33 protein-coding genes and 4 tRNA genes are annotated in these 22679 nt (G+C 62.8%); 16 read left to right on the top strand and 21 right to left on the bottom strand.

Annotated features, from left to right (window positions below):
- Position 1: 1 nt before the first annotated feature.
- From A7X97_RS01340 to A7X97_RS01320, 5 genes are all read left to right on the top strand, one after another.
- Positions 2-937 (top strand): hypothetical protein, encoded by a 936-nt coding sequence (locus A7X97_RS01340; RefSeq protein ID WP_146260223.1) that lies wholly within the window; start codon positions 2-4, stop codon positions 935-937.
- A gap of 173 nt (positions 938-1110) precedes the next feature.
- Positions 1111-1269, top strand: a complete 159-nt coding sequence (locus A7X97_RS21860; protein ID WP_181503417.1) for a hypothetical protein — start codon at positions 1111-1113, stop codon at positions 1267-1269.
- 770 nt (positions 1270-2039) lie between these two features.
- Positions 2040-3065, top strand: coding sequence for a hypothetical protein (locus A7X97_RS22015; protein ID WP_245884911.1), 1026 nt, complete (start codon positions 2040-2042; stop codon positions 3063-3065).
- Positions 3055-3288 carry a hypothetical protein gene (locus tag A7X97_RS01325; RefSeq protein WP_111007490.1) on the top strand — a complete coding sequence of 78 codons (234 nt, stop codon included), beginning with the start codon at positions 3055-3057 and terminating at the stop codon, positions 3286-3288. Before A7X97_RS22015 ends, A7X97_RS01325 begins: the two co-directional genes overlap by 11 nt.
- 147 nt (positions 3289-3435) lie before the next feature.
- Positions 3436-4227, top strand: a complete 792-nt coding sequence (locus A7X97_RS01320) for a DNA adenine methylase (RefSeq protein ID WP_111007489.1) — start codon at positions 3436-3438, stop codon at positions 4225-4227.
- A 6-nt stretch (positions 4228-4233) separates the two neighbouring features.
- Here A7X97_RS01320 and A7X97_RS01315 read toward each other — a convergent pair whose 3' ends face one another.
- Positions 4234-4974 carry a phosphatidylserine/phosphatidylglycerophosphate/cardiolipin synthase family protein gene (locus A7X97_RS01315; protein WP_111007488.1) on the bottom strand — a complete coding sequence of 247 codons (741 nt, stop codon included), beginning with the start codon at positions 4972-4974 and terminating at the stop codon, positions 4234-4236.
- 56 nt (positions 4975-5030) lie between these two features.
- Between A7X97_RS01315 and A7X97_RS01310 the strand changes: the two genes are divergently transcribed.
- Together A7X97_RS01310 and A7X97_RS01305 are read left to right on the top strand one after the other, a co-directional pair.
- Positions 5031-5963 carry an SOS response-associated peptidase family protein gene (locus A7X97_RS01310; protein WP_111007487.1) on the top strand — a complete coding sequence of 311 codons (933 nt, stop codon included), beginning with the start codon at positions 5031-5033 and terminating at the stop codon, positions 5961-5963.
- 202 nt (positions 5964-6165) lie between these two features.
- The gene (locus A7X97_RS01305) at positions 6166-6672 is read left to right on the top strand and encodes a hypothetical protein (protein ID WP_111007486.1); all 507 of its coding nucleotides are present in this window, start codon (positions 6166-6168) and stop codon (positions 6670-6672) included.
- A gap of 321 nt (positions 6673-6993) precedes the next feature.
- Here A7X97_RS01305 and A7X97_RS21855 read toward each other — a convergent pair whose 3' ends face one another.
- Together A7X97_RS21855 and A7X97_RS01295 are read right to left on the bottom strand one after the other, a co-directional pair.
- Complete coding sequence (locus A7X97_RS21855) at positions 6994-7404, bottom strand: hypothetical protein (RefSeq protein ID WP_245884910.1); 411 nt, start codon at positions 7402-7404, stop codon at positions 6994-6996.
- Positions 7405-7479: 75 nt separating this feature from the next.
- A complete protein-coding gene (locus tag A7X97_RS01295) occupies positions 7480-8400 on the bottom strand; it encodes a hypothetical protein (RefSeq protein ID WP_111007485.1) in 921 nt (306 codons plus the stop codon).
- Between the two features lie 434 nt (positions 8401-8834).
- Here A7X97_RS01295 and A7X97_RS01290 point away from each other — a divergent pair, with 434 nt between their 5' ends.
- The 6 genes from A7X97_RS01290 to A7X97_RS01265 all read left to right on the top strand — a co-directional run bounded on the left by A7X97_RS01290 (position 8835) and on the right by A7X97_RS01265 (position 10745).
- Entirely contained in the window at positions 8835-9059 is a 225-nt protein-coding gene (locus A7X97_RS01290) for a hypothetical protein (RefSeq protein WP_111007484.1), read from the top strand.
- 168 nt (positions 9060-9227) lie between these two features.
- Positions 9228-9304, top strand: a tRNA-His gene (locus A7X97_RS01285).
- Between the two features lie 79 nt (positions 9305-9383).
- Positions 9384-9459: transfer RNA gene (locus A7X97_RS01280), tRNA-Lys, on the top strand.
- A 198-nt stretch (positions 9460-9657) separates the two neighbouring features.
- Positions 9658-9733, top strand: a tRNA-Lys gene (locus A7X97_RS01275).
- Between the two features lie 420 nt (positions 9734-10153).
- Entirely contained in the window at positions 10154-10522 is a 369-nt protein-coding gene (locus A7X97_RS01270) for a hypothetical protein (protein WP_111007483.1), read from the top strand.
- Between the two features lie 136 nt (positions 10523-10658).
- A tRNA-Leu gene (locus A7X97_RS01265) sits at positions 10659-10745 on the top strand.
- Between the two features lie 59 nt (positions 10746-10804).
- On the opposite strand, the gene A7X97_RS01260 is transcribed toward A7X97_RS01265, so the two are convergent.
- From A7X97_RS01260 to A7X97_RS21840, 11 genes are all read right to left on the bottom strand, one after another.
- The gene (locus A7X97_RS01260) at positions 10805-12049 is read right to left on the bottom strand and encodes a tyrosine-type recombinase/integrase (RefSeq protein ID WP_111007482.1); all 1245 of its coding nucleotides are present in this window, start codon (positions 12047-12049) and stop codon (positions 10805-10807) included.
- Between the two features lie 65 nt (positions 12050-12114).
- A complete protein-coding gene (locus tag A7X97_RS01255; protein ID WP_005412378.1) occupies positions 12115-12489 on the bottom strand; it encodes a helix-turn-helix domain-containing protein in 375 nt (124 codons plus the stop codon).
- A 739-nt stretch (positions 12490-13228) separates the two neighbouring features.
- Positions 13229-13369: a hypothetical protein gene (locus tag A7X97_RS21850; RefSeq protein WP_005412379.1), complete on the bottom strand. Its 141-nt coding sequence runs from the start codon at positions 13367-13369 to the stop codon at positions 13229-13231.
- A 241-nt stretch (positions 13370-13610) separates the two neighbouring features.
- The gene (locus tag A7X97_RS01250; RefSeq protein WP_111007481.1) at positions 13611-14231 is read right to left on the bottom strand and encodes an antirestriction protein ArdA; all 621 of its coding nucleotides are present in this window, start codon (positions 14229-14231) and stop codon (positions 13611-13613) included.
- Positions 14232-14294: 63 nt separating this feature from the next.
- A complete protein-coding gene (locus A7X97_RS01245) occupies positions 14295-14555 on the bottom strand; it encodes a hypothetical protein (protein WP_111007480.1) in 261 nt (86 codons plus the stop codon).
- On the bottom strand, positions 14552-14734 hold the full coding sequence (locus tag A7X97_RS01240) for a hypothetical protein (protein ID WP_049397876.1): 183 nt from the start codon (positions 14732-14734) through the stop codon (positions 14552-14554). The genes A7X97_RS01245 and A7X97_RS01240 overlap by 4 nt, the downstream gene beginning before the upstream one ends.
- Positions 14731-15171: a hypothetical protein gene (locus A7X97_RS01235; RefSeq protein ID WP_111007479.1), complete on the bottom strand. Its 441-nt coding sequence runs from the start codon at positions 15169-15171 to the stop codon at positions 14731-14733. The genes A7X97_RS01240 and A7X97_RS01235 overlap by 4 nt, the downstream gene beginning before the upstream one ends.
- The gene (locus A7X97_RS01230; RefSeq protein ID WP_111007478.1) at positions 15171-15494 is read right to left on the bottom strand and encodes a hypothetical protein; all 324 of its coding nucleotides are present in this window, start codon (positions 15492-15494) and stop codon (positions 15171-15173) included. Before A7X97_RS01230 ends, A7X97_RS01235 begins: the two co-directional genes overlap by 1 nt.
- 52 nt (positions 15495-15546) lie before the next feature.
- Positions 15547-16146: a DNA polymerase III subunit beta family protein gene (locus A7X97_RS01225; protein WP_111007477.1), complete on the bottom strand. Its 600-nt coding sequence runs from the start codon at positions 16144-16146 to the stop codon at positions 15547-15549.
- A gap of 64 nt (positions 16147-16210) precedes the next feature.
- On the bottom strand, positions 16211-16381 hold the full coding sequence (locus A7X97_RS21845) for a hypothetical protein (protein ID WP_181503416.1): 171 nt from the start codon (positions 16379-16381) through the stop codon (positions 16211-16213).
- A gap of 68 nt (positions 16382-16449) precedes the next feature.
- Positions 16450-16611, bottom strand: coding sequence for a hypothetical protein (locus tag A7X97_RS21840; protein ID WP_155029018.1), 162 nt, complete (start codon positions 16609-16611; stop codon positions 16450-16452).
- 1077 nt (positions 16612-17688) lie between these two features.
- Between A7X97_RS21840 and A7X97_RS01220 the strand changes: the two genes are divergently transcribed.
- From A7X97_RS01220 to A7X97_RS01210, 3 genes are all read left to right on the top strand, one after another.
- Positions 17689-18018 (top strand): hypothetical protein, encoded by a 330-nt coding sequence (locus A7X97_RS01220; RefSeq protein ID WP_032961796.1) that lies wholly within the window; start codon positions 17689-17691, stop codon positions 18016-18018.
- Between the two features lie 215 nt (positions 18019-18233).
- Positions 18234-18566 carry a hypothetical protein gene (locus A7X97_RS01215; RefSeq protein ID WP_032961798.1) on the top strand — a complete coding sequence of 111 codons (333 nt, stop codon included), beginning with the start codon at positions 18234-18236 and terminating at the stop codon, positions 18564-18566.
- 103 nt (positions 18567-18669) lie between these two features.
- Positions 18670-19056, top strand: a complete 387-nt coding sequence (locus A7X97_RS01210) for a response regulator (RefSeq protein WP_005409127.1) — start codon at positions 18670-18672, stop codon at positions 19054-19056.
- 21 nt (positions 19057-19077) lie between these two features.
- Here A7X97_RS01210 and A7X97_RS01205 read toward each other — a convergent pair whose 3' ends face one another.
- Genes A7X97_RS01205 through A7X97_RS01175 form a run of 7 tightly spaced genes read right to left on the bottom strand, consistent with a single transcriptional unit; the run spans position 19078 to position 22659 of the window.
- Positions 19078-19530, bottom strand: coding sequence for a hypothetical protein (locus A7X97_RS01205; RefSeq protein WP_005412387.1), 453 nt, complete (start codon positions 19528-19530; stop codon positions 19078-19080).
- Positions 19527-19835 (bottom strand): hypothetical protein, encoded by a 309-nt coding sequence (locus A7X97_RS01200; protein ID WP_049447208.1) that lies wholly within the window; start codon positions 19833-19835, stop codon positions 19527-19529. The genes A7X97_RS01205 and A7X97_RS01200 overlap by 4 nt, the downstream gene beginning before the upstream one ends.
- Positions 19832-20242, bottom strand: a complete 411-nt coding sequence (locus tag A7X97_RS01195) for a lysozyme (RefSeq protein WP_219627573.1) — start codon at positions 20240-20242, stop codon at positions 19832-19834. Before A7X97_RS01195 ends, A7X97_RS01200 begins: the two co-directional genes overlap by 4 nt.
- A gap of 32 nt (positions 20243-20274) precedes the next feature.
- Complete coding sequence (locus A7X97_RS01190) at positions 20275-20466, bottom strand: LPXTG cell wall anchor domain-containing protein (RefSeq protein WP_049434054.1); 192 nt, start codon at positions 20464-20466, stop codon at positions 20275-20277.
- A gap of 8 nt (positions 20467-20474) precedes the next feature.
- On the bottom strand, positions 20475-22148 hold the full coding sequence (terL, locus tag A7X97_RS01185; protein ID WP_111007476.1) for a phage terminase large subunit: 1674 nt from the start codon (positions 22146-22148) through the stop codon (positions 20475-20477).
- On the bottom strand, positions 22148-22393 hold the full coding sequence (locus A7X97_RS01180) for a hypothetical protein (protein ID WP_032961803.1): 246 nt from the start codon (positions 22391-22393) through the stop codon (positions 22148-22150). The genes terL and A7X97_RS01180 overlap by 1 nt, the downstream gene beginning before the upstream one ends.
- A complete protein-coding gene (locus A7X97_RS01175) occupies positions 22390-22659 on the bottom strand; it encodes a phage holin family protein (RefSeq protein ID WP_111007475.1) in 270 nt (89 codons plus the stop codon). The genes A7X97_RS01180 and A7X97_RS01175 overlap by 4 nt, the downstream gene beginning before the upstream one ends.
- Between the last annotated feature and the right edge of the window lie 20 nt (positions 22660-22679).

The raw sequence follows: 22679 nt of genomic DNA, 5'->3' as shown, positions 1-22679 counted from the left end.
GGTGGCATTGCTCGACGCGGTCCTGGTCAACGGATACGGTGTAGGTGCTGCAGCGAAAGCAGGGGCGGGCTGGGCAGTACAGTTCTCGGGCACCAATAAGCGCGCATACCGTGGCAGCGCCGAGACGGGCTCCGGCGTGTATCTGCGGATTGATGATTCAGGTGCTGACCCTCGCGTGGCGAGGGTCCGGGCCTACGAGACGATGACCAGTATCGATGTGGGGACAGGCCTCGCTCCCACCGCCGCGCAATCGAGTGGCGGAAGGGTCTGGGTAAAGTCAGACAGCGCATCGAGCGCGATTCGGCCTTGGGAAATCATCGCCACGGATACGGCGTTCTATTTCTTCGCTTCGCCCATTCCTGTTGCAAGCGCTGGATACGATGGGGTCGCGATCACTCCCTGCTTTGCGGGCGATATCAATTCCCATCGCGACGGGGACGCCAGTCGCTTCATGATTATGGATAACGGCTTCGACGCTTACACGTCTTCGGCCATCCCAGGGTTTACCGCGCCTGCAGGTCGATGGAACGACTCGAGTGTCATGCCGTCCAGGGCCGTAGGGACACTGGTGCGCTCGTATACCCAGGAGGGCTCGGCGGTGCCCGCTGCCTTGGCGCTCGCCACCTCGGCAGCCAGCAGCGCTCGCAGTTCGCTCGGGGGTGCGGGAGTTGCGTTTCCTGATCCTGTGTCCGGTGGACTGATGTTCGAACGGGCACTCGTAGTAGAAGGGGCAGGGATCATTCGCGGTTCACTGCCGGGCGTCTTCGTGCCGTTGCACGAGAGACCGTTCTCCGATGGTCAGATTGTTGAGGATCTGGCTGGTCTACCGGGTACGGTGCTTCGAGCAAAGTTGGCGTACGCGGCGGTTGGCGCCAACCCGGCTGTGAATCCAATCGACCTTGGTCAACTTCTTTTCGATATGAGCGACCCATGGTGATGAGAGCGCTGCGAATGGGTGTTCAGCTCAGCCCCCGCTTCGTCTATCGGGGGAAGTACTATCTCGGTGGCGATCTGCCTGTTGACCCGGCGGATCCCTTAAGCCCAGATGGTCGAACCAAGATTCTCAACCAGCCAAGGAGCGTGCGAGTCCGAATCCTGGAGCGCAGGTCGATGCGGGTCGTTGCCGATGTGCGTTCGGCGAGCGATGGCAGTTGGCGGGTGGATCACTTGGCAGACATTGAGTACCTGGTCATTGGTCTGGATGAGCGCGGCTTGGTGAACGCGGCCATTCAGGATCGAGTGCGCCCAGCGCTGATGACCGGGCCATGATAGACGGGAGTCATGTGTCGCTGAATCTTGGGCCGCTGCCATCAGGAGGCGGCGCCCACGTTTCGCTTAACCTTGGCGTCGACTGGTTTGTAGAACCCGAACAGCCGGTAATTCGTGGCCTGAGCCGCGCAGTTACGATGCCCTGGCAGGCAGCCACGTCGATGTGCCTCCAGCGAACATCTTCTTGGGGATCTTCTCCACGCGCAGCTGTGGGAGCTTCATCGAGCTGGGGAGGAACTCTTGCGAGCCACTCTTCTGTGGTTTCGGGATGGGGGGTGTCGCCGACGGTCGCCGCCGCCACGTTCAGTTCGTGGTGCGGTCTGATGAGAGACGCGCGCCGAGTGATGCCGTTCACGTGGGGCGCAATGGGGCGGTCTCGCCGGTCCCTCGAAGCGGCATGGAATTCCTCTCTCGGGCGGTTGGGCATCGGATTGGCACTGGGCTGGCGGCAGTTGTTCTCGGTATGTGGCGGCGTGTTGCTTCCTTGGGATACCAGCTCTTCAAGAATCGCACCTTCATTCCGCGGGGCCTGGTCACATCCGGGCCTCGCGCGCCTGCACCGCCGGCTGCCTTGGGGTAGCGCCGGGCGAGTGCAATGGGGAGTGCGCCCGGTTGTCTCGCCTGGCCCGGACCCTGAGACTCCGTTCGCACCAGGCGACCGGATTCCGCTGAACCTGGGGTGCGACTTGGTGCGGGAACCTGGCCGCGCGCCCCTCAATCTGGGCGTCACTGCTTGCTATGTGGTGCGCCCTCACCGTAGGACCTACGTCGTGATCAACACAGTCTCTCTTGTCCGCCTTCCAGATCGCACTCCCATTGAGGTGACGCGGATCTCGCTCAGTTCCAGTCGCGGCACATGGGGCTGGACATTCGATATTGAGTTAGCCGATCCGCAGCAGCTCGCGCTGCTGAAGCCCACCGCAGCGGGCCCTAGGCAGTTTGAGATCAATCTCAACGGCTACGTCTGGACAGGCATCATCGAGAGCTTCCAGAAGCAACGAGAATTCAGCGGGGGTGGCGTTCGCCTGAGCGGCCGCTCCCGGACCGCGCTGCTTGCTGCGCCTTACGCCCCAGCTCGGGTCAAGGCGACCACCGAGGAACGCAGCATGGCCCAGCTGGTAGCCGAGGAACTGGCCGACACCGGCTTCACCAGCCACTACGACACTGTCGATTGGACCGTGCCGGCTGGGGCTTGGTTCTACGACGCCAGTACGCCCCTGGATGCCATCAGCGCGCTCGCAGAGGCGAGTGGCGGCGTTGTCCAATCCGACCCCTCCGCTCTCGCCATGCGCGTGCGTGCGGCCTATCCAGCGAGCCCTTGGGATTGGCGCACAACCCCGCCAGACCATGTGCTGCAGGAGGACATCGTGCTGACGGAGAGCCTGCAGATGCGCAGCGCGCCCCTGTACGACGCTGTCGTGGTGACGGGTGAGCTGGCCGGCAAGGGCGTCACATGCAAGGTGCGCCGGTCGGGCGAGGAAGGCCGCCTCTATGCCCAGCAGGTCAGCAGCCCGCTGATCACCGTGCCGGCGGCAGGAGCGGAGCGAGGCAGGAACATCCTGTGCGATCGCGGAGAACAGGCGGCAGTCGACCTGACGGTGCCGCTGTTCGCCCAGCCCCTGAATGCTGGCGAGATCGGACTGATGTTGCCCTTAGACCTAGTTGAGGTCGTCGGTGCTGACGGGACGTGGCACGGCCAGTGCGAGTCGCTGCGCATCGAGGTCTCGGCGGACGATCGGGCCGTGGTGATCGAGCAAACGGCAACCCTGGAGAGGCACTACACCGATGCGGACTGAACTTTGGGACCAGTTTGGTGACCTGGTTGCTGGTAGCCCGAGGCTTATCGCAACCGTCACGGCGCACAACAGCGATGGCACCAGCAGCCTGACCACCTACGACGGCGTGCAGATGCGCGCGTTCGGGCAGTTGCCACTGACGCCTCCCTACAACGTATGGGTGCGTGGTGGCCGGTTGGTCGAGGCCGCGCCGAACCTTCCCCTCTACGAACTGACCGTCTGACAAAACAGGGCACTGCCCGGACGCCGGCAAGCATCCGGGCAGTGCCGCAACACAGGTGATCTCAGCACCTGGCATTGGCCGTGGCCCCATCGCCCTCGCGAGAGCGGCGGGATTGTCGGCTTCCCCTATCGCAAATCCTGAGAAACCATGCCAAAGCCAATCATTTCCTGGCCGGGCGGCAAGCGCCGCCTCCTGAAGCACCTCTATCCGCACTTCCCGACCCACGACTGCTACGTCGAGGCATTCGCCGGCGGTGCCGCGTCATTGCTTATGCGGCCGTACCCAGCACAGATGGAGGTGCTCAACGACATCAACGGCGAGCTGGTGTCCCTGTACCGCTGCGTCCGCCACCACCTGGATGAGTTCGTGCGCATGTTCCGCTGGTCCCTGGTCTCGCGACAGATGTTCGAGTGGGCACAGATGGAGCGTCCGGAGACGCTGACCGACATCCAGCGCGCAGCGCGGTTCTACTATCTGCAGAAGCTTGCATTCGGTGGCAAGGTGCAGGGGCAATCGTTCGGTGTGGTGACGGCTGGTGGGCCGCGATTGAACCTTCTGCGCATTGAAGAGGAACTGAGCGCGGTCCATCTTCGTCTGGCGAACACCGTAATCGAGTGCCTGCCATGGCAGGAGTGCGTGCGGCGCTACGATCGCCCGGGAACACTGTTCTACCTGGACCCGCCGTACTGGGAGACTGAGGGTTATGGCGTTGAGTTTCCGTTTGCTGAGTACGAGGCGATGGCCGAGCTGATGCGCACCTCGGCCGGCCGGTTCGTGGTCTCGATCAACGACCATCCTGAGATCCGCGAGGTCTTCACCGGCTTCGACCTGGTGCCGCTGCAGCTCGACTACACCATTGGCGGCGGGCAGGGGAGAGGGAAGAAGTTCGGGGAGCTGATCATCAAGAGTTGGAATGACAGGCAGGCGTCGCTCCTTTAGGTGGGACTACGGGATCGGGTGCGAGTTGACCCATATGTCTCCATACGCAGCGATCTTCTCGACTGCAAGAGCTGGTTCAACTCGCTGAACAATTGCCGGCGACCGGGCAGCGATGTCCTTTAGTGACTGGGAAACGGTGAATGCAGAGGTGTGGTCAATGAAGATCGCTCGATCATGGAGGCTTCGCGCCGGAGCGGACCGGATCTCCATGTGGCGGTCGCCGTACTGCGCGTTCCACGCTGCCATTGCAGCTACCAGCCCGGCTGTCAGTGCCTGTTGCCTTCCTTCGCCGTCTCGTAGGAGGCGAATGCTCACTCCTTGAGGTGCGGCGACTATGAATCGGGTGATCGCTTCGTGACTAAGATATGGGTCTACCACTAGGAGATCGTTTCTTGCTTCGCCAATAACCGAGGCGAGAGTCAAGAAAGCTGAGAAGTCGTTGCCGACTGAAATGAACGCGCCGCGTTGTTCAGCAGGAAGGCGCAGTTCCAGCCGTGCGAGAAGATTGGCGAGAGCTTGTCTTAGCCGGAGAGCCGAGGTGCTCCGGAATCCGCGTCGAGCCTGGTCGACGTAGTGACGGAAATCTGCGGCATCACGGATCGAGGCGATCGCGTCGTCGCATTCCAACGCGGCCAAGGCTTTCGCTTGCCACACCTGGTGTTCCTCCCCCTCTGGCTGACGGTCGATGTACGCAGGCATACCTTCGAGCAGCTGACCTACATGGTGGTAGAGTTCAAACGGGGTCATGACCGCTGCCTGTTCAGGATTTGGCAAATTGTTAGCTCATGGAGAGGTGCAGTTCAATGTGCTACTCAGCGCAGATCACCGCCGCCTACCAGAAGCTGGTCAGGATGACCGGCGCCACACTGTCTCTGCAGGAGTTCGCGGCACTCTACGCTCACGACCCCGGCAAGAAGCGGCCTAAGACGCCGAAGGCCATGGACGACGCCTTCCGAGCTGGGGCGAGCCAGGCAGAGCTGGCGGTGTGGGCCGAGGTCGAGCAATGGAACAGGGCCGAGGCCGCCATCCTGGAGCAGGAACTGTTCGCCAACCGCAAACGGCTTGCCGACGCTGAGCGCTCACTGCAGGTGAAGGAGACGAAGAAGGCCCGGGAGGACGTGCGGATTGCCGGCAACAAGATCGAGCGGGCCAAGGTGCGGCTGGCGGACCTGCAGCGTGTTGAGCCGAAGGACCGCGACAGCCGCATTTTCCCCGGCGTCTATGCCCCGGTGATCGTATCGGAGGGCCGGAAGCTGGTCGTCAAGCCGATGCGCTACCAGTGCCGCCTAGCCGGGAAGCCTGCCAACTACGACCAGCGCTTCCCGGGCACCTACAACGCCCGCCGTGACAGCCTGGAGAAGTTCTGGGCGCCGGCCTTCGGCCACAGCCACGGCCTAATGGTGGTGGACACGTTCTACGAGAACGTGGAGGGGCCGGACGGCAAGAATCAGGTGGTGCAGTTCACCCCGCGCACCGGTGAGCCGATGCTGGTGGCCTGCCTGTGGTCGCACTGGATGGATCCGGCCGGCAAGGAGCCGGATCTGCTGTCGTTCGCGGCCATCACCGATGACCCGGAGCCCGAGGTGGCCGCCGCCGGCCACGACCGGACCATCATCAACATCAAGCCCGAGCATGTGGACGCCTGGCTTAACCCGGACCCAGCCAACCTGGACGCCCTGTACCGGATCTTTGACGACAAGCGGCACCCGTTCTACGAGCACCGGCTGGCGGCGTAGGGAACCCCCGATCCTGCGGCGCGCGGTTGCCCGATGGCGCATGGTCGGCGCAGAGGGCATGTTGGGCCTGCCGGACCCGGGGCCGATGGCTGCTCAACCCGGGAGCGCGTGAGCGGCGCCGCGCCGGCACTCAGTCCGAACGATTCAGGCAGGTCGCTGCCGTTTCGCAGGATCTGCGACGGCCAGCCGTATCCTTCCGGCCATGCTTCCCCTACACGACTACCAAGGCTTCCGCACCGCCCAGATTCCCTCAGGCTGGGTCCAGACGGGTGAGCGCTGGGCGCTCTGGTACAACGGCCGCGAGACGGCAAGCGTCACGCCCGACGGCGGTCCCGGGGTCCAGCTATGGATGGAAGGCCAGAAGATGTGGCAGGTGAAGGAAGTGCGCGCCGCCAACGTCCGGCAGGCGAAGCGCTACGCCGAGCGCTGGTGTGCGGCCAGGCTGTACCCGGACCTGCCGCTGCGTCAGGCGGTGGCCCGGCTGACCGACAGCACCCCGATCCAGCCGGAGCCACCGCTGCCTGGCCTTCCACCAACCCGTGAGCAGCAGCAACAGGCCCGGCGGCTGGCTGAGGCAGGAGCGAAGGAGGTCGAGCGGATCAAGGCAGCACTCCAGCCGCGCAAGCCGCCGACCGAGACGAAGCCCCGACCAAGGGACGCCCGTAAGGCGTGGGTGAGGGCGGGGCTCCGGGATCTGCGCAGTTGGTAGAAGGTTCCCGAATACAAGGCTACTGCCCCTTGCAGTAGTAGGGGCTTGGCGCCACGCCTCCTGAATTGAACTCAATCTAACTCATTGACTACAATGCACAGTCGGCCAGCCTTCTAAGCCGGCGGTTACAGGTTCGATTCCTGTCGGGCGCGCCATTGGAAACAATGGCATATGAATTACTTTGGTGCTGGCGGAGCCTTTTCCAGGAACAGCGGAAATGTGTGGCGCGCGACGCCGTGGGTCACAAAAAAGGCCAGCGCGGTGCGCTGACCTTTCTGTGTCCTGGCGAAAGCACTTCGTTGAAGTGCCCCCAAGGCTGAATCATATCTGCTCAAGTTCGCCTACATCGACCCTGCCGCCACCGCAGTTGCCATGGCAACCGCCGCCGATCGGGGCACTGCCGCCACCACCACCACCACCGCCACCACCACCGCGGGAGTTGGGCGGGAGCACGGTCGAAATCACTTCGCCGGAGTCGAAGCCTGCGCCTCGCCACGTGTAGTTGACGCAGGAAATACCGTTGCAGACGGTCAGGACATCGCCGGTCTGAACTCGCGTCTGGGCTGTCCAGACGGTGGTCCGGCCGTCATTGAGCTTCTGGACCTCTTGGGAAAGCTGCTGGTTGGTCACCGGATCGGGATACGGGGTTGTCAGCGTGCATCCGGCGGTGCAGTTGATGACGCCAGGAAGCTTTTTCGCTTGAACGCTCCCGCTCGCCATGAACAGCAGCACGCCTGCAATGGCGGGAGTGGAGTTTCTACCAAGCGAAGGGATAATCCCAATCAGTCTAGCTTTCACAATAGGTCCTTATCGTGGGATGCAACAGTTCTTGAAGATTTCATTCGATGAAATGCGGGCTTTCTCTTTCTCCTGGCTGCTCAGGTTTTTCTCATGGTTGGCAATGTCATTGGTGGTGGCAAAACGTGGGTCCAGCCGGTTGAGGACGCGGGTGTACGCCAGGGCGGCAACGGGATCGGCAGGAACGATGCCGCCATAGGTGTAGGCCATCGCCATGTCGCTGATGACATTGACGTTCCCTTGTGATTCCAGCTCGCGCAGATATCCGGTGGCGGTGTCCTTCCACGCCTCGAGCGCCGCGGGATCACGGATTGCGTCATCAAGCGAACCGATGACTTTCTCCGGCGATCGCGAGTAAGCGCGCATCGCTTCCTGCGAGCCCATGGCGGCGGCCTTCGAAAGCCAGTCGGCGTGATAGATGTCCCGATCCAGGGCCAGCGACTCGCACTCTCCGAGGATTCGTTCCGATCGCTCCAGGAACCAGTTGCCGGACCCGACCGTGGTGGCTGAATCCGCCAGCTTGTCAGCGCGATCCGAGATGAAGGTCTGGCACTGCTCGATGGTTCGATAGATTTCGTAGGTTGCTGTGGCATCTCCGGATTCGGAGCGCAGCATCAGTTGCTTGACGTGGGCGAGCGCGTCACCGGGAGGCCGGAACTCATTGCCTCTTACGATCTCGTAGGCTTTGGGTCCCACCGCCTTGTACGAGCCTGGCGGGATCTTGTTGTCCCGCTCAAGCCTCTGCGCGGCCGCCGCACCTGACCCAGGAAGCGGCCTTCCCTGGTCGGGCCCCTCATCGAGGCTGCCGCTCTTCCAGGATTCCTCTGCCGTCACATCGACAGCCGCCTGCTGCCGGTAGCTGGACATTGCAACGGCTGCCACTGCCAGCACGGCTGCTAGCGCGACGAATCCGATTAGCCGCTTGCTCATCTATTGCTCTCACCTTCATTGCAGGAACCGGCATGGTTGCAAACGCGCGCCTCGCGTTCCATGTCCTGCAGCTAACGTTGTATGAATGGATCTCCCCCATTTCTGTTTGAGATTCATTCATGATTAGTTCACTTATTATTCACGCTTTCGGGAGTGGGCCCGACGATGTCGAGCTGTTGCCTGCGCCTGACCATCGGTACAGGTGGCACGCACCTTCCGGCGATCGGCGTGAGGTGCAGTTTCGAAAGGCGCGGGAGAGGTAGAGCGGGTGATGGCCGAAGTGCATCGGCTGCGCAGGCACCAATAGCGGCTCACTCTGTATTGCGGTGGTCTCGCCTTGCTGGTGTTGACTGGCCTGCTGATGGGGCGACAGCCCAGCGCAACGCGCCGTTCGACGTGATCGAAACGATGTTGCCGAAGGACAGCTGCGGCCGATGTTCTCGGCTGAAGATGAGCGCTTGCACGCGCAGACTGTGCAAGCGATTACCCGTCGTGTGCTTCCTGGCAGGCCGCAGTCGCGCAATGCGATGCTTCAGCTGATCGACGGGGCGGGCCAGCTGCGCCTGCAGTTGCAGGTCACGCCCAAAGGTGAGGTGACGCTGTCATTCTTGGATGAGCATGCAGACATCGCGCGCGTGGTCTCGGCGGAGCAGCTCTGATGTCCTGTTCCGGCCCCTGCACATCAATGTGAAGAAGTGCTTGCAATTCCTTCGCGACTACCGGAAAATGCCGGACTCGCTTCGGGGGACGGACTTCTGGTTCCGCCCGGTAGCGAAGCATCAAGTTCCAGCGCCAGCCTCATCGGCGATGGAGCGAAAGTTTCAGTGGTGGCTGTAGCTCAGTTGGTTAGAGTACCGGATTGTGATTCCGGTGGTCGGGGGTTCGAATCCCCTCAGCCACCCCACTGATTCAACCGCATCGGCGCAGCCGAAACGGTATTGCAATAAACAGAAAGCACGCTACAATGTGTGTCTGAGTTTCACGGGCCGTTAGCTCAGTTGGTAGAGCAGTTGACTCTTAATCAATAGGTCCAAGGTTCGAATCCTTGACGGCCCACCAAGACAGAAGCCACCTGGTACGCCAGGTGGCTTTTTTCTTATGGGTGTGACTCCCATCGTTCCGATGGATCACGCGTTGCAGAACCCGTTCGGCGTGGATCTGCAGCAGGAGCGGGGCTCGCAGTGCTGGTTTCAACCACGTTGAAAAAAGTGCTTGCACCCACCGAGCGGATCGGGTCATAATTCGCGCCCCGATTTCGGGCTGTTAGCTCAGTTGGTAGAGCAGTTGACTCTTAATCAATAGGTCCAAGGTTCGAATCCTTGACAGCCCACCAGACGAAAGCCACTTGGTTCGCCAAGTGGCTTTTTTCTTGCCTGTTCGCTGAGGGGCATCTGCAGATGCCAGCGGTGCTGGCTGGAGTGGAGCCCCCTTGAGTCAAGGGGGCGCGGCGAAGCCGCGGGGATGTGGCGGCTGATGAAGTGGGGCCCGCGCTTTGCCGCGCAAAGCGTGGGGCTGCGGCGCGAATGCGCGGCAGCTTCCCACTTGGTTCGCCAAGTGGCTTTTGTCTTGCCTGTTCGCTGGGGGGGGGCATTTCATCCGCGCATGGCGTGGATCGACTGAAGCAATGCTGAAATCAGGGTCATACGCGTCATCAGTGTTATCAATGCTGTGCGCTGCATCTCACCGCATCGCATCCTGCATCGCACCCAATGGATCTTCCGCGCCGACGGCGCATGCACGAAGGAAGATGTTGATGGCTCATATCAATCGATTGCACCGCACGCTGTGGGTTTCCTTCGCGTTGCTGGCACTGGCGGCCTGCGCGCCCGCCGACAATCCCGCGCAGACCGTCGAACGCGATGCTGGCACTGAAAGTGCTCCTGCGCGCCCGGTCGGTGAGGTCATGCAGATGCAGCCGGCTCAGCCGGCAGAGCGGGAGGCCCTGCCCGATGCGGTGGACGTGCAGCGCAATGCGGATGGTTCGGTGGATGTGCGCAAGGCCACGCCGGAGCCGGCGGCCCTGCGGCGCACCGGCGACGGGGGCGTGGAGATCCGCAAGGTGGATCCTGCAGCCGGGCAGGGTGCCGATACGGCGTCGGCCAAGGCCAGGCCGCAGCAGTGAACCCCGCCACCCCGGATGAGCTTGCGCTCGCCGGGGTGGTTCAACGCGCGGGCTGCGCACCATTGCCATGTTCAGTTTTGTGCAGGCCTTCCGCTTCCCGCCATCGCCTGCGACAATGAACACCTGCGCCGGCCACGCGAAAGTGGCGGAATTGGTAGACGCCCTGGATTTAGGTTCCAGTGAGGGTGACCTCGTGCGGGTTCGAGTCCCGCCTTTCGCACCATCTGGCCGAGCACAGATTGCCTAAGTGATTGAAAAATAAGCTGGCGACGGTCAGTTGTGCTATTGGATTCCCGATTTGGCAATTGATCCCTGTCTCGGAACGTCACCTGTTCCGTTCGAGGCGGCGGGGAGGCGGAACTGCTCCAGCGCAGACATGCCCTGGAGCGATTGCTCGGCCAGTACCTTTGCGTAGACCGCTGAGGTGGTCTGGATGTCGCGGTGGCCGAGCCACTCCTGCACGAGCTTGATGTTGCCGGTCGCCAGCAGCAGCCGGGTGGCGCAGGTATGGCGGAGCGCATGTGGCACGCACTCCTTCTCGGAAGCGAGATGTGTCCCCTTGATGGCCCATTGCCACAGCCGGTCGGCGCGCGTGCGATTGAGCATGGTGAAGGGGCCGTCCGAGGTGGCCGCCAGGGCGTCCTTGCGCCGCTGTAGAACCTCGGCGACGCGGGCGGTGCAGGGTAGGGTGCGGGGACGCCCCTTCTTGAGCGTAGCGTGCCGCCAGAAGCGGACGTGGAGCCTTCCGCCCTGCTCGACTATTTCGGACCACCGGATGCCGATGGCCTGACTCATGCGGCAGCCCAGGTCAGCGAGGCACACGAACAGGTCGCGGTAGTCCGCCCCGTCGCGCACCCGTGGGTGCCCTCCGGCAGGGCCGGTCGGCAGCGTGTCCCACTCCAGCAGCCGCGCCAGGATCATTTCCTCGTCCTCGACGTTCAGGACGAACGTGCGTGCGTTGTCCCGCTCGTCTGCCAAGCTGTACTCGGGCAGCTCTCCCAAGAATCGGCCGGCCTTCCTCTCGCGTTTCAACAGGGCGAGGAGGCACTGCATCTTGCGGTTCACCGTGGCGGGAGCCGCCTTGTCGGCGAGCATGCGCTGGGCCATGTCGTTGACCCCGGCCTGCGTGATGTCGTTGATGGGCGTTTCCTCGCCCAGGTAGCTCTGGACCACCTTGCAGTTGGTACGCACGGTGTCGATGGATCGGAGCTTGCCCCAAAAGTTGCGGTCGTCCAGCGCTTCGTCCATCGCGTCCTTGAGGGTGCGCTGGCGGACCTTGGCCTTTGCCACGGCCATCTGCACCGACCGGGACTTGCCCCTAATCAGCTCCCGCAGCGCGTCCTCTGCAATCTCGGGGTCATCGCGCAGGGCGTCGAGGACCGCCTGCTCCTTGCGCTCGGCGGCCACGCGGTCACGGGTGCCGGTGGACAGGCGCACGCGGCGGTATCCCTCCTGCACGTCGAGCATGTAGTAGCGCTTGTCGGGCGCACCCGGCTTGGGCGCGGTCCCTTTGAGGCGAAGGGCCATGTGTATCTCCAAAAATGAAAAGGCCCGCACTAGGCGGGCCTCGGGGCACAACGGGGTATTGGGGGTTAGGCGGCTGCGACGCGCGCCGTCACCTTGCGGTTGACACGTTCTGCGAGCGAAGCCAGCCAGTGCAGCGCCTTGGTCGTCGGGAAGATCAGGTTGCGCTTGCGGTAGGCGGGATCAGGGCGCTGCTCCAGGAAGTCAGGCCCCGGCTCGCGGTTACGCTTGATAGACGACAGGTCGAGCACATTGCGGCTCACTGCGGAGGGAGAGAGTCCGCCGAGGACGCGCTCAAGGTCCACCTGCTGAATGCCCGGCTCGTCCACAACGGCGAGTAGGGTGAGGATGCGGGTGGCGGTGATGTCCTCGTCGATCTCTTCCCGGAAGGCTGACAGTGCGGTTGTGAGAATGGCCGTCAGTTCTTTCTGCGAGAGATTCATGGTGCGCTCATTTTCCGTAAGGGGATGGTTCCCCCTTGGGAAACCATCAGGGTCTATCTTGGAGCCGCAATGTAAGGATTACAAGGCCCAAGCCAATGTTGATGGCATTCTTGCCAATTTTGTCCATCCAGAAACCACGCTGCCAAGGCGTGGGGGAGGGGTCGATTCCGATCTCATATCCAAAGGCTTTCACGAACAGGTCCAGCTACTTCTGCCCTGCGAAGGGGCCGTCCTGTCCCCTGCTCACGGCGTTGTAATGCGCCGCCACCCCCGGCTGCGCTCCACAAAAAGGTCTTACGTTTCAGTGTTTTAAGAACGGTAGTGCCAGCATCGCCGCCAGGGTCACAATGGCCCCGACCACGGATGCAAAAAACAGTCCTTGCCCTACGCGGACTACCGCGCTGGCTATTGTCCGTCTCACCGTACTCATAGACTGAGAACGCCCCCCTGGTCGTCTGCGGATGCGCAGCCCGACAGCATGACGCTGCCGTCGGGCAGACTACAGGCCACAATGATGGCGCGTCCGTAGGAATCAAGTACCACGGGAGAGATTGATCCCGACTGGTGCAGTGAAGTCATGGCCGAGGGGTCTCCGTTGGGGCCGCGGGTGGGACCGGATACGACACCCGCCAGCCACAGTCCTCGGGGACGACCGAGAACTGGACGCGCTCGTTGAGTAGGCCGAGCATCGCGCGGAGAGCGCCGCGCTTCTCGTTATGGTCGAAATTGATGGTCCGAATCATTCGGGCACCTCGTAGGTCCGTTCATGCAGGACCAAAACCTCCCGCTCGAATACCAAGAACGGGCCGAACTGGTGGACGCGGAGGGCCACGTTGACGATCACCAGGGTCGAGTTTGCGGTGAAATCTGCGTTACGCATATGTAAGTCTCCTGTTATGCAAGTGCTACAAATGGAACAATGAGTGCCAAATATCGAGATTGGCCTTATGATTAGGGCTGAAGGGCGTGATCGCCACTCCCGACCCCAAGGACCATTTGATGATTGACCCCCGCGTAGAAGTCGCCATTACGGCCCTTCACCTAGTCGTATGGGTGTGGACTAGCTCGGTGCCGGCGCATCGCACATACCTGTATTGGCGCAGGGTCTTGCGGAAGCGGCGTTAGCGGCTCCAGAAGTAGAAGCCGCTCACCTCAAACGCGTCACCGTTGAGCCGAATGTCGCGGCCATAGCTCTCGTAGTCGAAGTAGCGGGAGAGGGCGTCGGGCACGCCGTGAAGAAGCCCCGATTCGTCCACATAGTTCTCGGCAAAGTCGGCCCAGCTATCGAACTGGCCCACGTAGGCTTCGCGGAACTGCTCCACGGTCACATCGTCGAGGCCCTCGTGGTCGCAGAAGGCCGTGTAGGCGGCGCGTTCGGTGTCGTTGTGCAACTCGTCCAGCCGCTCTTGCAATGCGCACAGCTTGTCCAGGTCGGGGTGCTCGCCCCAGGTATCCCCGAACACGTCGTCGTAGTCGTGGACGGCCCACTCCTCGGCGCTGGCGACCTTGCCGCTTCCGCCACACGCCGTGCATTCCGCCCCGCCGAATACTCGGGGGACGTATGTGGTTCCAGTACCGCCGCAATCCGGGCAATCAACGGTCACGTTCGGGTGCGGCGACTCGCGCAGGATGCGGGCAATCTCATCGCGCACGTCGTCGGCGTCGCGTCCCTCCAAGTCGATCCACTCGCCGTGCAGGACGCCAGCGTTATATGAGGCAAGGCAGGCAACGTAGATTTGCATGGTGTGCTCCAGAAATGCGAAGGCCCGCACTAGGCGGGCCTCGGGATCAGCGGTGGTTGTCGGTCAGTGCGCCCAATCGGGCTTGACGTTCAGCAGGTAGGCGGCGGCCACTGCGCGGGCGGTGTCCTCGTCGGCCACGTCGGCAATCCACCACCAGCGGTCCTTACCGGCCCAGCGATAGACGCCCCAAAACTGCGCGGCCATCGGTGCGCAAGGCTCGACGCTTCCATCGAACGCTTGGCGGGGACCGTAGGAGACCGATCGGTCGCCCAGGGTGACCAGCTTGTCACCGGCAGGTACAGCCAGCTCGTTGTCGTTGCTCATTGCGACAGGCCCTTTGCGTGCTCAATGGCGCGATCCAGCGCGCCGGGGATGTTGTGAAAAATGCCGTGGCGTGTCGAGTGGGTGAGGCCGATTTTGTAGACCTCAAAATGGTTCGGTCCCTTGCGCAGCACCCACGCCTTTTCGGTCTCGAACATGATGTCCTCCTCGCGGTAGCTCATCGCGCTGCTCCCATGCCCTCGGCGATCCATGCGCGGGCCTGCTGCTCGGCGCGCGCCACACCATCGGCGGTCTCGTGGTCGATGCCGTTCCTCGACAGCCATCCTCCCAGCGGGTCGGCGATGTCGTAGGCCCACACGCCGCTCCACTGCTCGCCGACCTCCTGCCAGAGGCGGTGCAGCATGCGCGCCACCTCGACAAGGAATTGCGAGTCCTCAATGCCCAGCGGCGCAGTGCTGCTCGGCTCGGGCCACGTCCACCCACTCGCCAGCTGCGCGAGGTCGATGGGGTCGAAGTCGGTATCCCTGATTGCGCGGTTGACCACGGTGGCGAACTCCTCGGCTTGCTGCGGCGTCATCGCGGTCGCCGCCAGTTGTTCGTGATAGCGCCCCGGCTGTGCCAGGAACACGTTGCGGGTTCCGTAGGTGCGCAGTTCCATCACAGCACCCCCAGCCCGCGCAGCACCGGCATCACCAGCGCGTTGGTCTCGTCGTTGTCGCTCCAGTCGCTCGCGGCGTCGTCCCCGTTCTCCCAAATCAGGAGCACAAACCCCGCCTTTGTCGCGTCCGGGCGGTAGAACCGCAGGTGATCGTGGTCGGTAGAGGCGAGGGCCTCCAACACTTCTTGCCGGTCGCGGCTGTGCCGAACCGTGGTTTCTTCGCCGTCGTAGACGCCGAGCGAGTAACCAGCGGCGAGGGCGGCATCCACCAGCGCCACGGCTATGCGCTTCGCGCTCGCGGGGGCGTAGTTGTCGAGGTTCATGGCTTTCTCCGGGCAACAAAAAAGCCGCCTTGCGGCGGCTGATGGGTTCGGGTTAAGCGCGGAGCGCGTCGCTGCACAGTGCTTCCGGGTAAGCCGAATCGCGCATCGGCATGACGACGAAAGCGGCGCTCCTGATGTAGGCATCGGTGATGCCGCCTACGGCGAACATTGCCGTCACATCGCCGCCAGTCACCGGGATCAGCGAAGTGGCCTTGCCGCCGAACGCCTTGCGGAGCACCCCGGCGGCCTTCACCACGCCTTCGAGGACAGACGGATCAAAGCCAGATGGCTTCAACTCGTTCGGCTTGGATACGACAGCTCGCCAGTCCGGGTAGGTGCCGTCAATGGCGGCAAACTCGATGGCCTGGCAGCCGCGATCCGCCTTGAACCTCTTCGCGTCGCCCACAGCGCTGAAATCGACGTCGCCCTTCATCTTGGCGATCAGCTCGCACGCATCGCGCGGCACGATGATCTTGCCGAGATCCCACGGCAGACTGGTGCGCACCACCAGCATGCGGTGGCCGTCTGTAGCAACGATGATCGCACCATCGGCGTGCGACTCAATCAGCACGCCATTCAAGTAGAAGCGAACGTCATTCTTGGGGGCCACATGCAGAGCGGCGGCGATCAGGGCGGAAGGAATTTTGTTCATGGCTTTCTCCGGGCAACAAAAAAGCCGCCTTGCGGCGGCTTCGGGTGGATTTGGCGGTGTGCTGTTACAGGAACAGCTTGGTGATCGTGATGATGGCCGTGACCAGCGCCGTAGCGACCGCGAGCGGATACCAGCGGGTCTCCGTCATCAGCTTTTCGCTTTCGCGGTTGATCTTGCGAATCTCGGCGGCGAGCTTGCGCATCTGCAAGTCCTCCATCGGGTTGTTGTCGCTCATGGTAGCTCCAAAAAAGACCCGCCGTCACACGTCGGCGGGGTGTGGAAAACCGAATTGACAAAAGGGGATCAGATGACAACGGGGGATGGACAAGGCGCAACTTGGGTGCGGTTCTTGTTCGCCTGGCGCTCCCGCTCGTTGAGTCGGGCGCGGTGCTCGCGGATGCCGCGGCGGATGCAACCGGCCACGTAGTAGTCGCGGGCGGTCATATCAAACGGGATCATCGTCATGGGTTGCTCTCCAGTGAATCGGACCACCAAAACGCCCCATCACAACGGTAGGGACGCTTTGGCGGTCAGACTCATGCTTGTAAGGCATGGAATCTGACCGTCGCCAGCTTCCGGGAGCGCCTCCAGCTCGCCTAGGAATCCCGTACAGATGGCCCCGCTCTTTCTGGCGGTGACCCGGTATCCGTGGCGGCCTTCATCGGCCCTTACACTTCCCGGCGCGGCTAGTGTTCCCAGCTCCCCGCGTTCTGCCGTGGGCGGCGCTCCTGCCTGCCCCTTTCCTACTGTCCCGACCGCACCCTGCGGCCGTTGTTCGATGGTGGGCATTATGCCCGTTTGTTCCCGGTTTGTCAATCACTCCCGGTAGTGGGATGGTTGAGCCGGACGTTACCTGCGGTGCGCTTAGGGGCCTTTGGGGCTAGTCCTCAGTGCTGGCGGGATAAGCTCTAGGTGCTGTCGATCCATCGGTCGCACGTCTGTCGCCGCCTTTTCCGCTGCCGCCGTGTTGCTGGCGACGGGTATAGATTAGATCAATCCCTGCATGGCGGTCAATACCCCGATGGCAACGATTTTTGGATGGTCGCAGGGAGCGCCTAGCGCGCGCGTGGGGAGCTTCTATAGGCGGGGCGGTAGGGATGCCCGTGGCGGGCCTTGCGTGGGCCGTGGCGGCGCATTGGCTGGCCGTGGTGGGCGGCAGGTGGGCATAGGCTGGGGCAGGGTGCGCCGAGGTGGTAGGCAGGTGTGCCGAGGTGGTGCCGAGGTGGACGCGTGGCGGTCAGGGCAAAAAGACAGATAGGGACAGACAGAGGCGCGAACGTTTGAGCGCGGATGTCCGCAGGTTGCCCAGGTATCGCATGGGAATGCCTAGGCACTGGATACCTAATCCGGTGGTTCACCTTTGGAATCAGTAGGTTAGCCGAGGTGGTGACGCCGCAGGTGACGCGAAGGGGGCGCATCGTGCCTTACGCTACAGGGGGCGACCCCCTACGGGGGGTGATCGCGCCGTTCCAAGTAGTTGGATACTCCTTCGGAAATTTGCCGCAAACCTTTCGACCACCTCTGTCACTTCGAGGAGACGTTATGTACGCCCGCCGATACACGATAAGAACCGCTACCGCGATCACCGTCCTGGCCTTAGTGCTCGCAGGACTCCCTGCCGCGTACTTTCAGACCGGCGTAAGGAGCGCTGAGGAGTTGCGTTCCTGGAACGAGCAGATCATCGAGAACGACGCCTCGCCGCAGGTGTTGGTTGATGAGGCGGTGCGGACGTTTGACGCCGCGACGAATGACCTCATCAGCAACCGCAATTCCCGCAACCTGTTTCTCCAGCTCGCTTTGGGCATCCCGGCGCTCGCTTGGATTGGTGCGGGCGTGGTGCTATGGGTCATCAAGGATGGGACGGAGGTCTAGTCCGCCGCAGTGGCACCCAAGGAGGACAGAGGAACACCCCAGGAGTGCATAGGAGAACTGTAGCTCTACTTGATGGTGAATACCAATGAATAGAACTCTATAGTCCTGCTAGAGTAATACTTAGGTCTTACTATGATAGCACCCTTGTCAAGCCCTCCCAGTGCTCCGTGGTCGAATAAACTTAGCGGTTGGCATAGACATTACAACGAGCATCTATGGCATCGCTCAATACCCTCCTCATTCGCTTGGCGGCGCTGGTCACTGTCCTCTCGCTGGTCTGTGCTGGAGTGCCCGCCGCATATCAGCACGCGAAGCTTCGAGCAGCACGGGAGCTGGTCGAACGTACCCGCGAGGTCATAAACGATGACACGACCGCGTACAGCGTGGTGGCCGATGCGGTGCCAATTCTGGATTCTGCACTGACTGAGGCCGCGCAGCACGAGCACATGAGAGGCCTACTCGTGGAATTCACGATTGGCGTCCCGCTGATCGTTTGGTTTGTCGTCTTGGCTGTAATGTGGTGGTTCAAGGATGAAGAATTGGCGTGATAGCTGAACTGTTCACTTTCAGGTAGAGTCGTTTCCTGTCTTTTAACTGGCCGTCGTGTACGGTACGAACCGTTTGGGGAACGTAGGCGTGGGAGAACGCGCGATGGCTACGGATGCATACAGCCAGGGTCGGCTCGGCTCGTTGTTGGTCATGGAAGATGATCCTGACCTCTCAGGGATGTTGAAGGAAATCCTGGCGATGCAGGGTTACGAGGTCGATGTGGTCGCCTCCGCTGCCGATGCATTCGACCGCATAGAGGCGAAAGCATTTCACGCGGCGATCTTAGACATCCAGACGCAGGACGGAGCATCAATGTCCGTCGCCGATTACCTGCTGTCGCACCGAATTCCCTACATGTTCGCGTCCGGGGTGCCGAACCCGCAGCTCCCTGACGCTCACCAGTGGGCGACCTTTCTCCCGAAGCCGTACCGCATCAAAGAACTCATGAGCGCCCTTGATAGGACTCGCCAAATCGGCATTCCTGTTTAGGCGCGTCCATGCGCCAGTAGTTCAGGTCCGGCGTTTTAGGAAACGCTTTGTAACCGTGTCGTAGGTCTGCACCGGAGGACCGCTGTAGAGGTCCGTCGAGCAGGCCATGAGGACTGCTTCGGTCGCGTTGTGGCCTGCCTTCATGGCGGCCAGGGCAATCGCACCACCACTACCGGCGACGAGGAAGTCGCGCCGGAGGTCGAGAGGGAGACCGTCGTGGTAGAAGGCCACCGGGTTGTCCCGCAGGCCGACCACGAGGATCGTGTACTCGCCCTTGGTCAGTTCGTCGAATCCCTCCGACAGCTCGCGCACGGCTCGCTGGATGTGGGAAGTGGTGCCCGCGCCGAACACCACCAGGTCGCGCCCGGTGGTGTCGGTGGTGCGGTAGAACTTCTCCTCCTCGTACCGCAGATCACCAGCGGTGACCTGCGAGTCGATAGCAACGAGCCGGCCGTCAAAGGCCAGCGTGGTCACTGCTTGATGTGCTCCCGCCAGTAGCTCGGGGTGAACGCAGCCCACTCGATGTCGTTCACGTCATCCCACAGGCGCTCCGCGGCATTCCGCAGGTGCTCCCACAGGCCGCCGAGGACGACGTAGGGAAGCGCCAGGAACACGGCGACGAACAGCCAGCCGGTGTAGGTGCGACGGGAGGTCTCGCGCAGGCGCTCCAGGAGCCATTGCGAGGCGAGGGCAATGCGCAGCGCTACGTACCCCTTAGCGCGCTCGTAGGCGCGCACCAGGCGCTCGCTGGCGCGGTTGTAGATGGTCTTGATGGTCACTTGGAGTTCCAGAGTTTGACTTCCGCCTCGCGGCGGTCGATGAGGCCGGGCAGGTCCGTCAGCACGCCCTTGACGCGACCCTTGGTCCATCGGCGGAGCTGTGCGGGCACCGCCGCGTAGTCGCCCGCGTTGAGCACGCGGAGCAGGGTGGAGCTGGCGAAGTTGCCCTCGCCGAGGTTGAACACGAAGTCGATCAGGGCGGCTTCCTGCGGCGCGCTGAGGGGCACGCGCACGTATCGACGGACGACCGTAGCGGCCTTGGAGAGGTCAGCCTCCAGCAGCTCCACAGCGCGTTCCTCGGTGATGCGGAGGCCAGGCTTCACGTCACTGCCGGTGTGGCCGTAGCCGATGGTCCACTTGTCTGCGGGGCACAGGTAGGCCACCAGGCGCAGACCCTCCGACTTCATCGTCAGAGGGCGCGCGAGCTGGACAGCCTGGCTCACACCGGGGCGTAGGGGTTCGACTGGCCGCCCTGGGTGTGGCAGCAGGGAGCGTGGTTGCAGTCGCACGGCGTTACCGGCGCGGGTGCGCTCGGGCCGTCGTTGTCGTCGTCGTTCTTGCGGCGCAGGAACAGGTACAGCAGGGCAGCGGCGGCGAGCGCCATCAGCCACGCAGCGAGCGTGTTGGACATTGGGTCTCCTACAGGATGTCGAGGTAGTTGTCGGGTGACGGCACGCGGCCGGTCACGGACTGGATGAAGGAGGCGTACTCGCGGTCGAGCAGCTCCTCCAGGTAGCGCTGCTCCTCCTTGGACACGTCTCGGGAGAGCTGGTCGGCCCAATACTTCACGGCCATCGCCAGCGCTTCGAGGCGGTCGTCGTGGCGCAGTGCGCCGCGGTCGCGCGTGATGCGCGTCAGCTGGTAGAACAGCTGGTACTTCTGTTCGGACTTCTGATCGGCGCGGATGATCGAGGCATCGACCACCAGGCGATGCTGGTTCAGCACCGGCTCCAGCACGTCGATGATTCGGTTCTCCTTCGAGGTGCCGTAGTGCTTCACCTCCTCGATGGAGCACGGGTACACGCGCGCCAGGACACCGGAGAGCATCTTGGCGAACATGCCGTCGCCGAAGTTGGCCTCAATGAGGACTGCGGATACCTTCTCGGCGCGTGCGATGTGCGCCAGGGTCTCCAGCGTGTCGTCGTCGTAGCCGCCCTTGGTCGCACCAGCGCGGCGTGCGTAGAGCATGCCCCGAAGCATGCCGACGACCGCGTAGCCGGTTTCGTCGCCGCCTCGGCCCGATGGGTCGATGGCGAGCACCTTGCCGGTGAACTCCTCCATTTCCGAGGCGAGGTACATGGGCCGGTACAGGCGGTCGCCAGTGAAGCCCACGGACGGGATGTCGCTGACGATGTACTCCGGGCCGCTGCTGTAGACCACGCGGATCGGAGCGACCTCGCGGTCCACGTCCATCACGATCAGGTCGGACAGCTTGAGCGGGTACTTCTCGGCGTCGGACAGCGACGCATCGAGCATGAACTGGAGCATGAAGCCGGAGCGTCCGTAGGACGCCTCGCGCTCCATCAAGTCCTCATCGGAGAAGCGGACGCTCTCGCAGTTCTTCCAGGCGAGCTTGGGGTTTGCGTCGAACGCATCAGCGATCATCGGTGCGAGCCGGTCGCCGTACACCTGGCGGTGCTTGGCGTCCTTCGGGTAGCGCGCAGGCCAGATGCGGATGACGTAGCCGCGCTCGGGCAGCTTGTTGTAGAGCGACTCCTCGGTCTGCGGAGTGCCGAGGTAGATGATCTCGCCGCCCGGCTTGAGCACCGCATCGAACTCCTTGACCAGCTCGGCGAGCTTCTCGCGCTGCACGACGGTCATGGAGTTCTTCGGGACTTCGATGTCGTCCGCGATGATGGTGTCGGCGCGGGAGCCGGTGAGCTGGCCGTTGATGCCGACCGACTTCACCGAGGGCGACTGATCGGGCTGCGCGGGGCCGACATCGAACGCCAGGTTCGAGTTGCGCTGGTCGGGACGCGGGCGCAGGTGTTGCAGCTCAGGCAGGGTTTCGATCAGGCGCTTGACGAACACCGAGAACGCATCAGCGCGTTCCTTCGATGCCGAGACAACCATGATCTTGTGCTGGGGGTCTTTCCAGAGGAGCCAGCAGACGTAGGCGGCCGTCACCCAGGACTTGCCGACGCCGCGGTACGCCATGATGACGCGACGGCGCGGGCCGGTTTTCAGGAACTCGCAGATGTCGTACTGGATCGGAGTGGGGCTTGGTAGCCCCAGCTCCTTCCAGACGTACCAGGCGAAGTTGCGGAAGTCCTCGAAAGGGTGACGAACGTGGAGGCTCGTCATGCCCTCCATCAGTTCAGCCGCCCATCCTCAGCGGGATCGAACGGGAACTCGGACACCTTGTCGGCCAGCTTGCCCAGCGGTGAGCCGGGCGGCGTGGCCGCAACGTCGATGCCGTTGTCCTTGAGAAACTGCCGGGCCACGTTGAGGATCGAGGCCAGGCCCTTCGCGTCCGACTCCATCGAGTCGATGGTGTCGGCGAGCTTGTCCGCGACTGCGGCGTGCAGTCGCTCCAAGGCATCCTTGGGGGCGGTCACTTGTTGACGACGCGGTTCAGTACGGTCTCCAGCGCGGACGTGCCGAGCGACGCCAGGATGCACGCGAGCGCGACCTGGGCGACGAAGGAGACGCCGGGGATGAAAATGACGATGGCACCAGCGGCAAGGCAGGTAGCGCCAGAGAGGATTGCGCGGCCGAGCGCCTGCTTCCAGGTGATCGGGTCGTTCGACGTGAGCATCTTTGCGATGCCCACGATGAGGCCGACGCCCGCGAGAGCGCCGACCAGCTTCACTTCATCGTGCATTAGGTCTCCTGTAGGTGGTG

The organism is Stenotrophomonas sepilia, from assembly GCF_003244875.1.
Classification (GTDB): domain Bacteria; phylum Pseudomonadota; class Gammaproteobacteria; order Xanthomonadales; family Xanthomonadaceae; genus Stenotrophomonas; species Stenotrophomonas sepilia.
This window is presented reverse-complemented; position numbering and strand designations above follow the sequence as displayed.

Coding starts and splice junctions, on each gene's coding strand:
- A7X97_RS21860 (WP_181503417.1), top strand. CDS start 1,111: ATGCGGGTCGTTGCCGATGTGCGTTCGGCGAGCGATGGCAGTTGGCGG.
- A7X97_RS01325 (WP_111007490.1), top strand. CDS start 3,055: ATGCGGACTGAACTTTGGGACCAGTTTGGTGACCTGGTTGCTGGTAGC.
- A7X97_RS01320 (WP_111007489.1), top strand. CDS start 3,436: ATGCCAAAGCCAATCATTTCCTGGCCGGGCGGCAAGCGCCGCCTCCTG.
- A7X97_RS01315 (WP_111007488.1), bottom strand. CDS start 4,974: ATGACCCCGTTTGAACTCTACCACCATGTAGGTCAGCTGCTCGAAGGT.
- A7X97_RS01310 (WP_111007487.1), top strand. CDS start 5,031: ATGTGCTACTCAGCGCAGATCACCGCCGCCTACCAGAAGCTGGTCAGG.
- A7X97_RS01305 (WP_111007486.1), top strand. CDS start 6,166: ATGCTTCCCCTACACGACTACCAAGGCTTCCGCACCGCCCAGATTCCC.
- A7X97_RS01295 (WP_111007485.1), bottom strand. CDS start 8,400: ATGAGCAAGCGGCTAATCGGATTCGTCGCGCTAGCAGCCGTGCTGGCA.
- A7X97_RS01290 (WP_111007484.1), top strand. CDS start 8,835: ATGTTCTCGGCTGAAGATGAGCGCTTGCACGCGCAGACTGTGCAAGCG.
- A7X97_RS01270 (WP_111007483.1), top strand. CDS start 10,154: ATGGCTCATATCAATCGATTGCACCGCACGCTGTGGGTTTCCTTCGCG.
- A7X97_RS01260 (WP_111007482.1), bottom strand. CDS start 12,049: ATGGCCCTTCGCCTCAAAGGGACCGCGCCCAAGCCGGGTGCGCCCGAC.
- A7X97_RS01255 (WP_005412378.1), bottom strand. CDS start 12,489: ATGAATCTCTCGCAGAAAGAACTGACGGCCATTCTCACAACCGCACTG.
- A7X97_RS21850 (WP_005412379.1), bottom strand. CDS start 13,369: ATGCGTAACGCAGATTTCACCGCAAACTCGACCCTGGTGATCGTCAAC.
- A7X97_RS01250 (WP_111007481.1), bottom strand. CDS start 14,231: ATGCAAATCTACGTTGCCTGCCTTGCCTCATATAACGCTGGCGTCCTG.
- A7X97_RS01245 (WP_111007480.1), bottom strand. CDS start 14,555: ATGAGCAACGACAACGAGCTGGCTGTACCTGCCGGTGACAAGCTGGTC.
- A7X97_RS01240 (WP_049397876.1), bottom strand. CDS start 14,734: ATGAGCTACCGCGAGGAGGACATCATGTTCGAGACCGAAAAGGCGTGG.
- A7X97_RS01235 (WP_111007479.1), bottom strand. CDS start 15,171: ATGGAACTGCGCACCTACGGAACCCGCAACGTGTTCCTGGCACAGCCG.
- A7X97_RS01230 (WP_111007478.1), bottom strand. CDS start 15,494: ATGAACCTCGACAACTACGCCCCCGCGAGCGCGAAGCGCATAGCCGTG.
- A7X97_RS01225 (WP_111007477.1), bottom strand. CDS start 16,146: ATGAACAAAATTCCTTCCGCCCTGATCGCCGCCGCTCTGCATGTGGCC.
- A7X97_RS21845 (WP_181503416.1), bottom strand. CDS start 16,381: ATGAGCGACAACAACCCGATGGAGGACTTGCAGATGCGCAAGCTCGCC.
- A7X97_RS21840 (WP_155029018.1), bottom strand. CDS start 16,611: ATGACGATGATCCCGTTTGATATGACCGCCCGCGACTACTACGTGGCC.
- A7X97_RS01220 (WP_032961796.1), top strand. CDS start 17,689: ATGTACGCCCGCCGATACACGATAAGAACCGCTACCGCGATCACCGTC.
- A7X97_RS01215 (WP_032961798.1), top strand. CDS start 18,234: ATGGCATCGCTCAATACCCTCCTCATTCGCTTGGCGGCGCTGGTCACT.
- A7X97_RS01210 (WP_005409127.1), top strand. CDS start 18,670: ATGGCTACGGATGCATACAGCCAGGGTCGGCTCGGCTCGTTGTTGGTC.
- A7X97_RS01195 (WP_219627573.1), bottom strand. CDS start 20,242: ATGAAGTCGGAGGGTCTGCGCCTGGTGGCCTACCTGTGCCCCGCAGAC.
- A7X97_RS01190 (WP_049434054.1), bottom strand. CDS start 20,466: ATGTCCAACACGCTCGCTGCGTGGCTGATGGCGCTCGCCGCCGCTGCC.
- terL (WP_111007476.1), bottom strand. CDS start 22,148: ATGGAGGGCATGACGAGCCTCCACGTTCGTCACCCTTTCGAGGACTTC.
- A7X97_RS01175 (WP_111007475.1), bottom strand. CDS start 22,659: ATGCACGATGAAGTGAAGCTGGTCGGCGCTCTCGCGGGCGTCGGCCTC.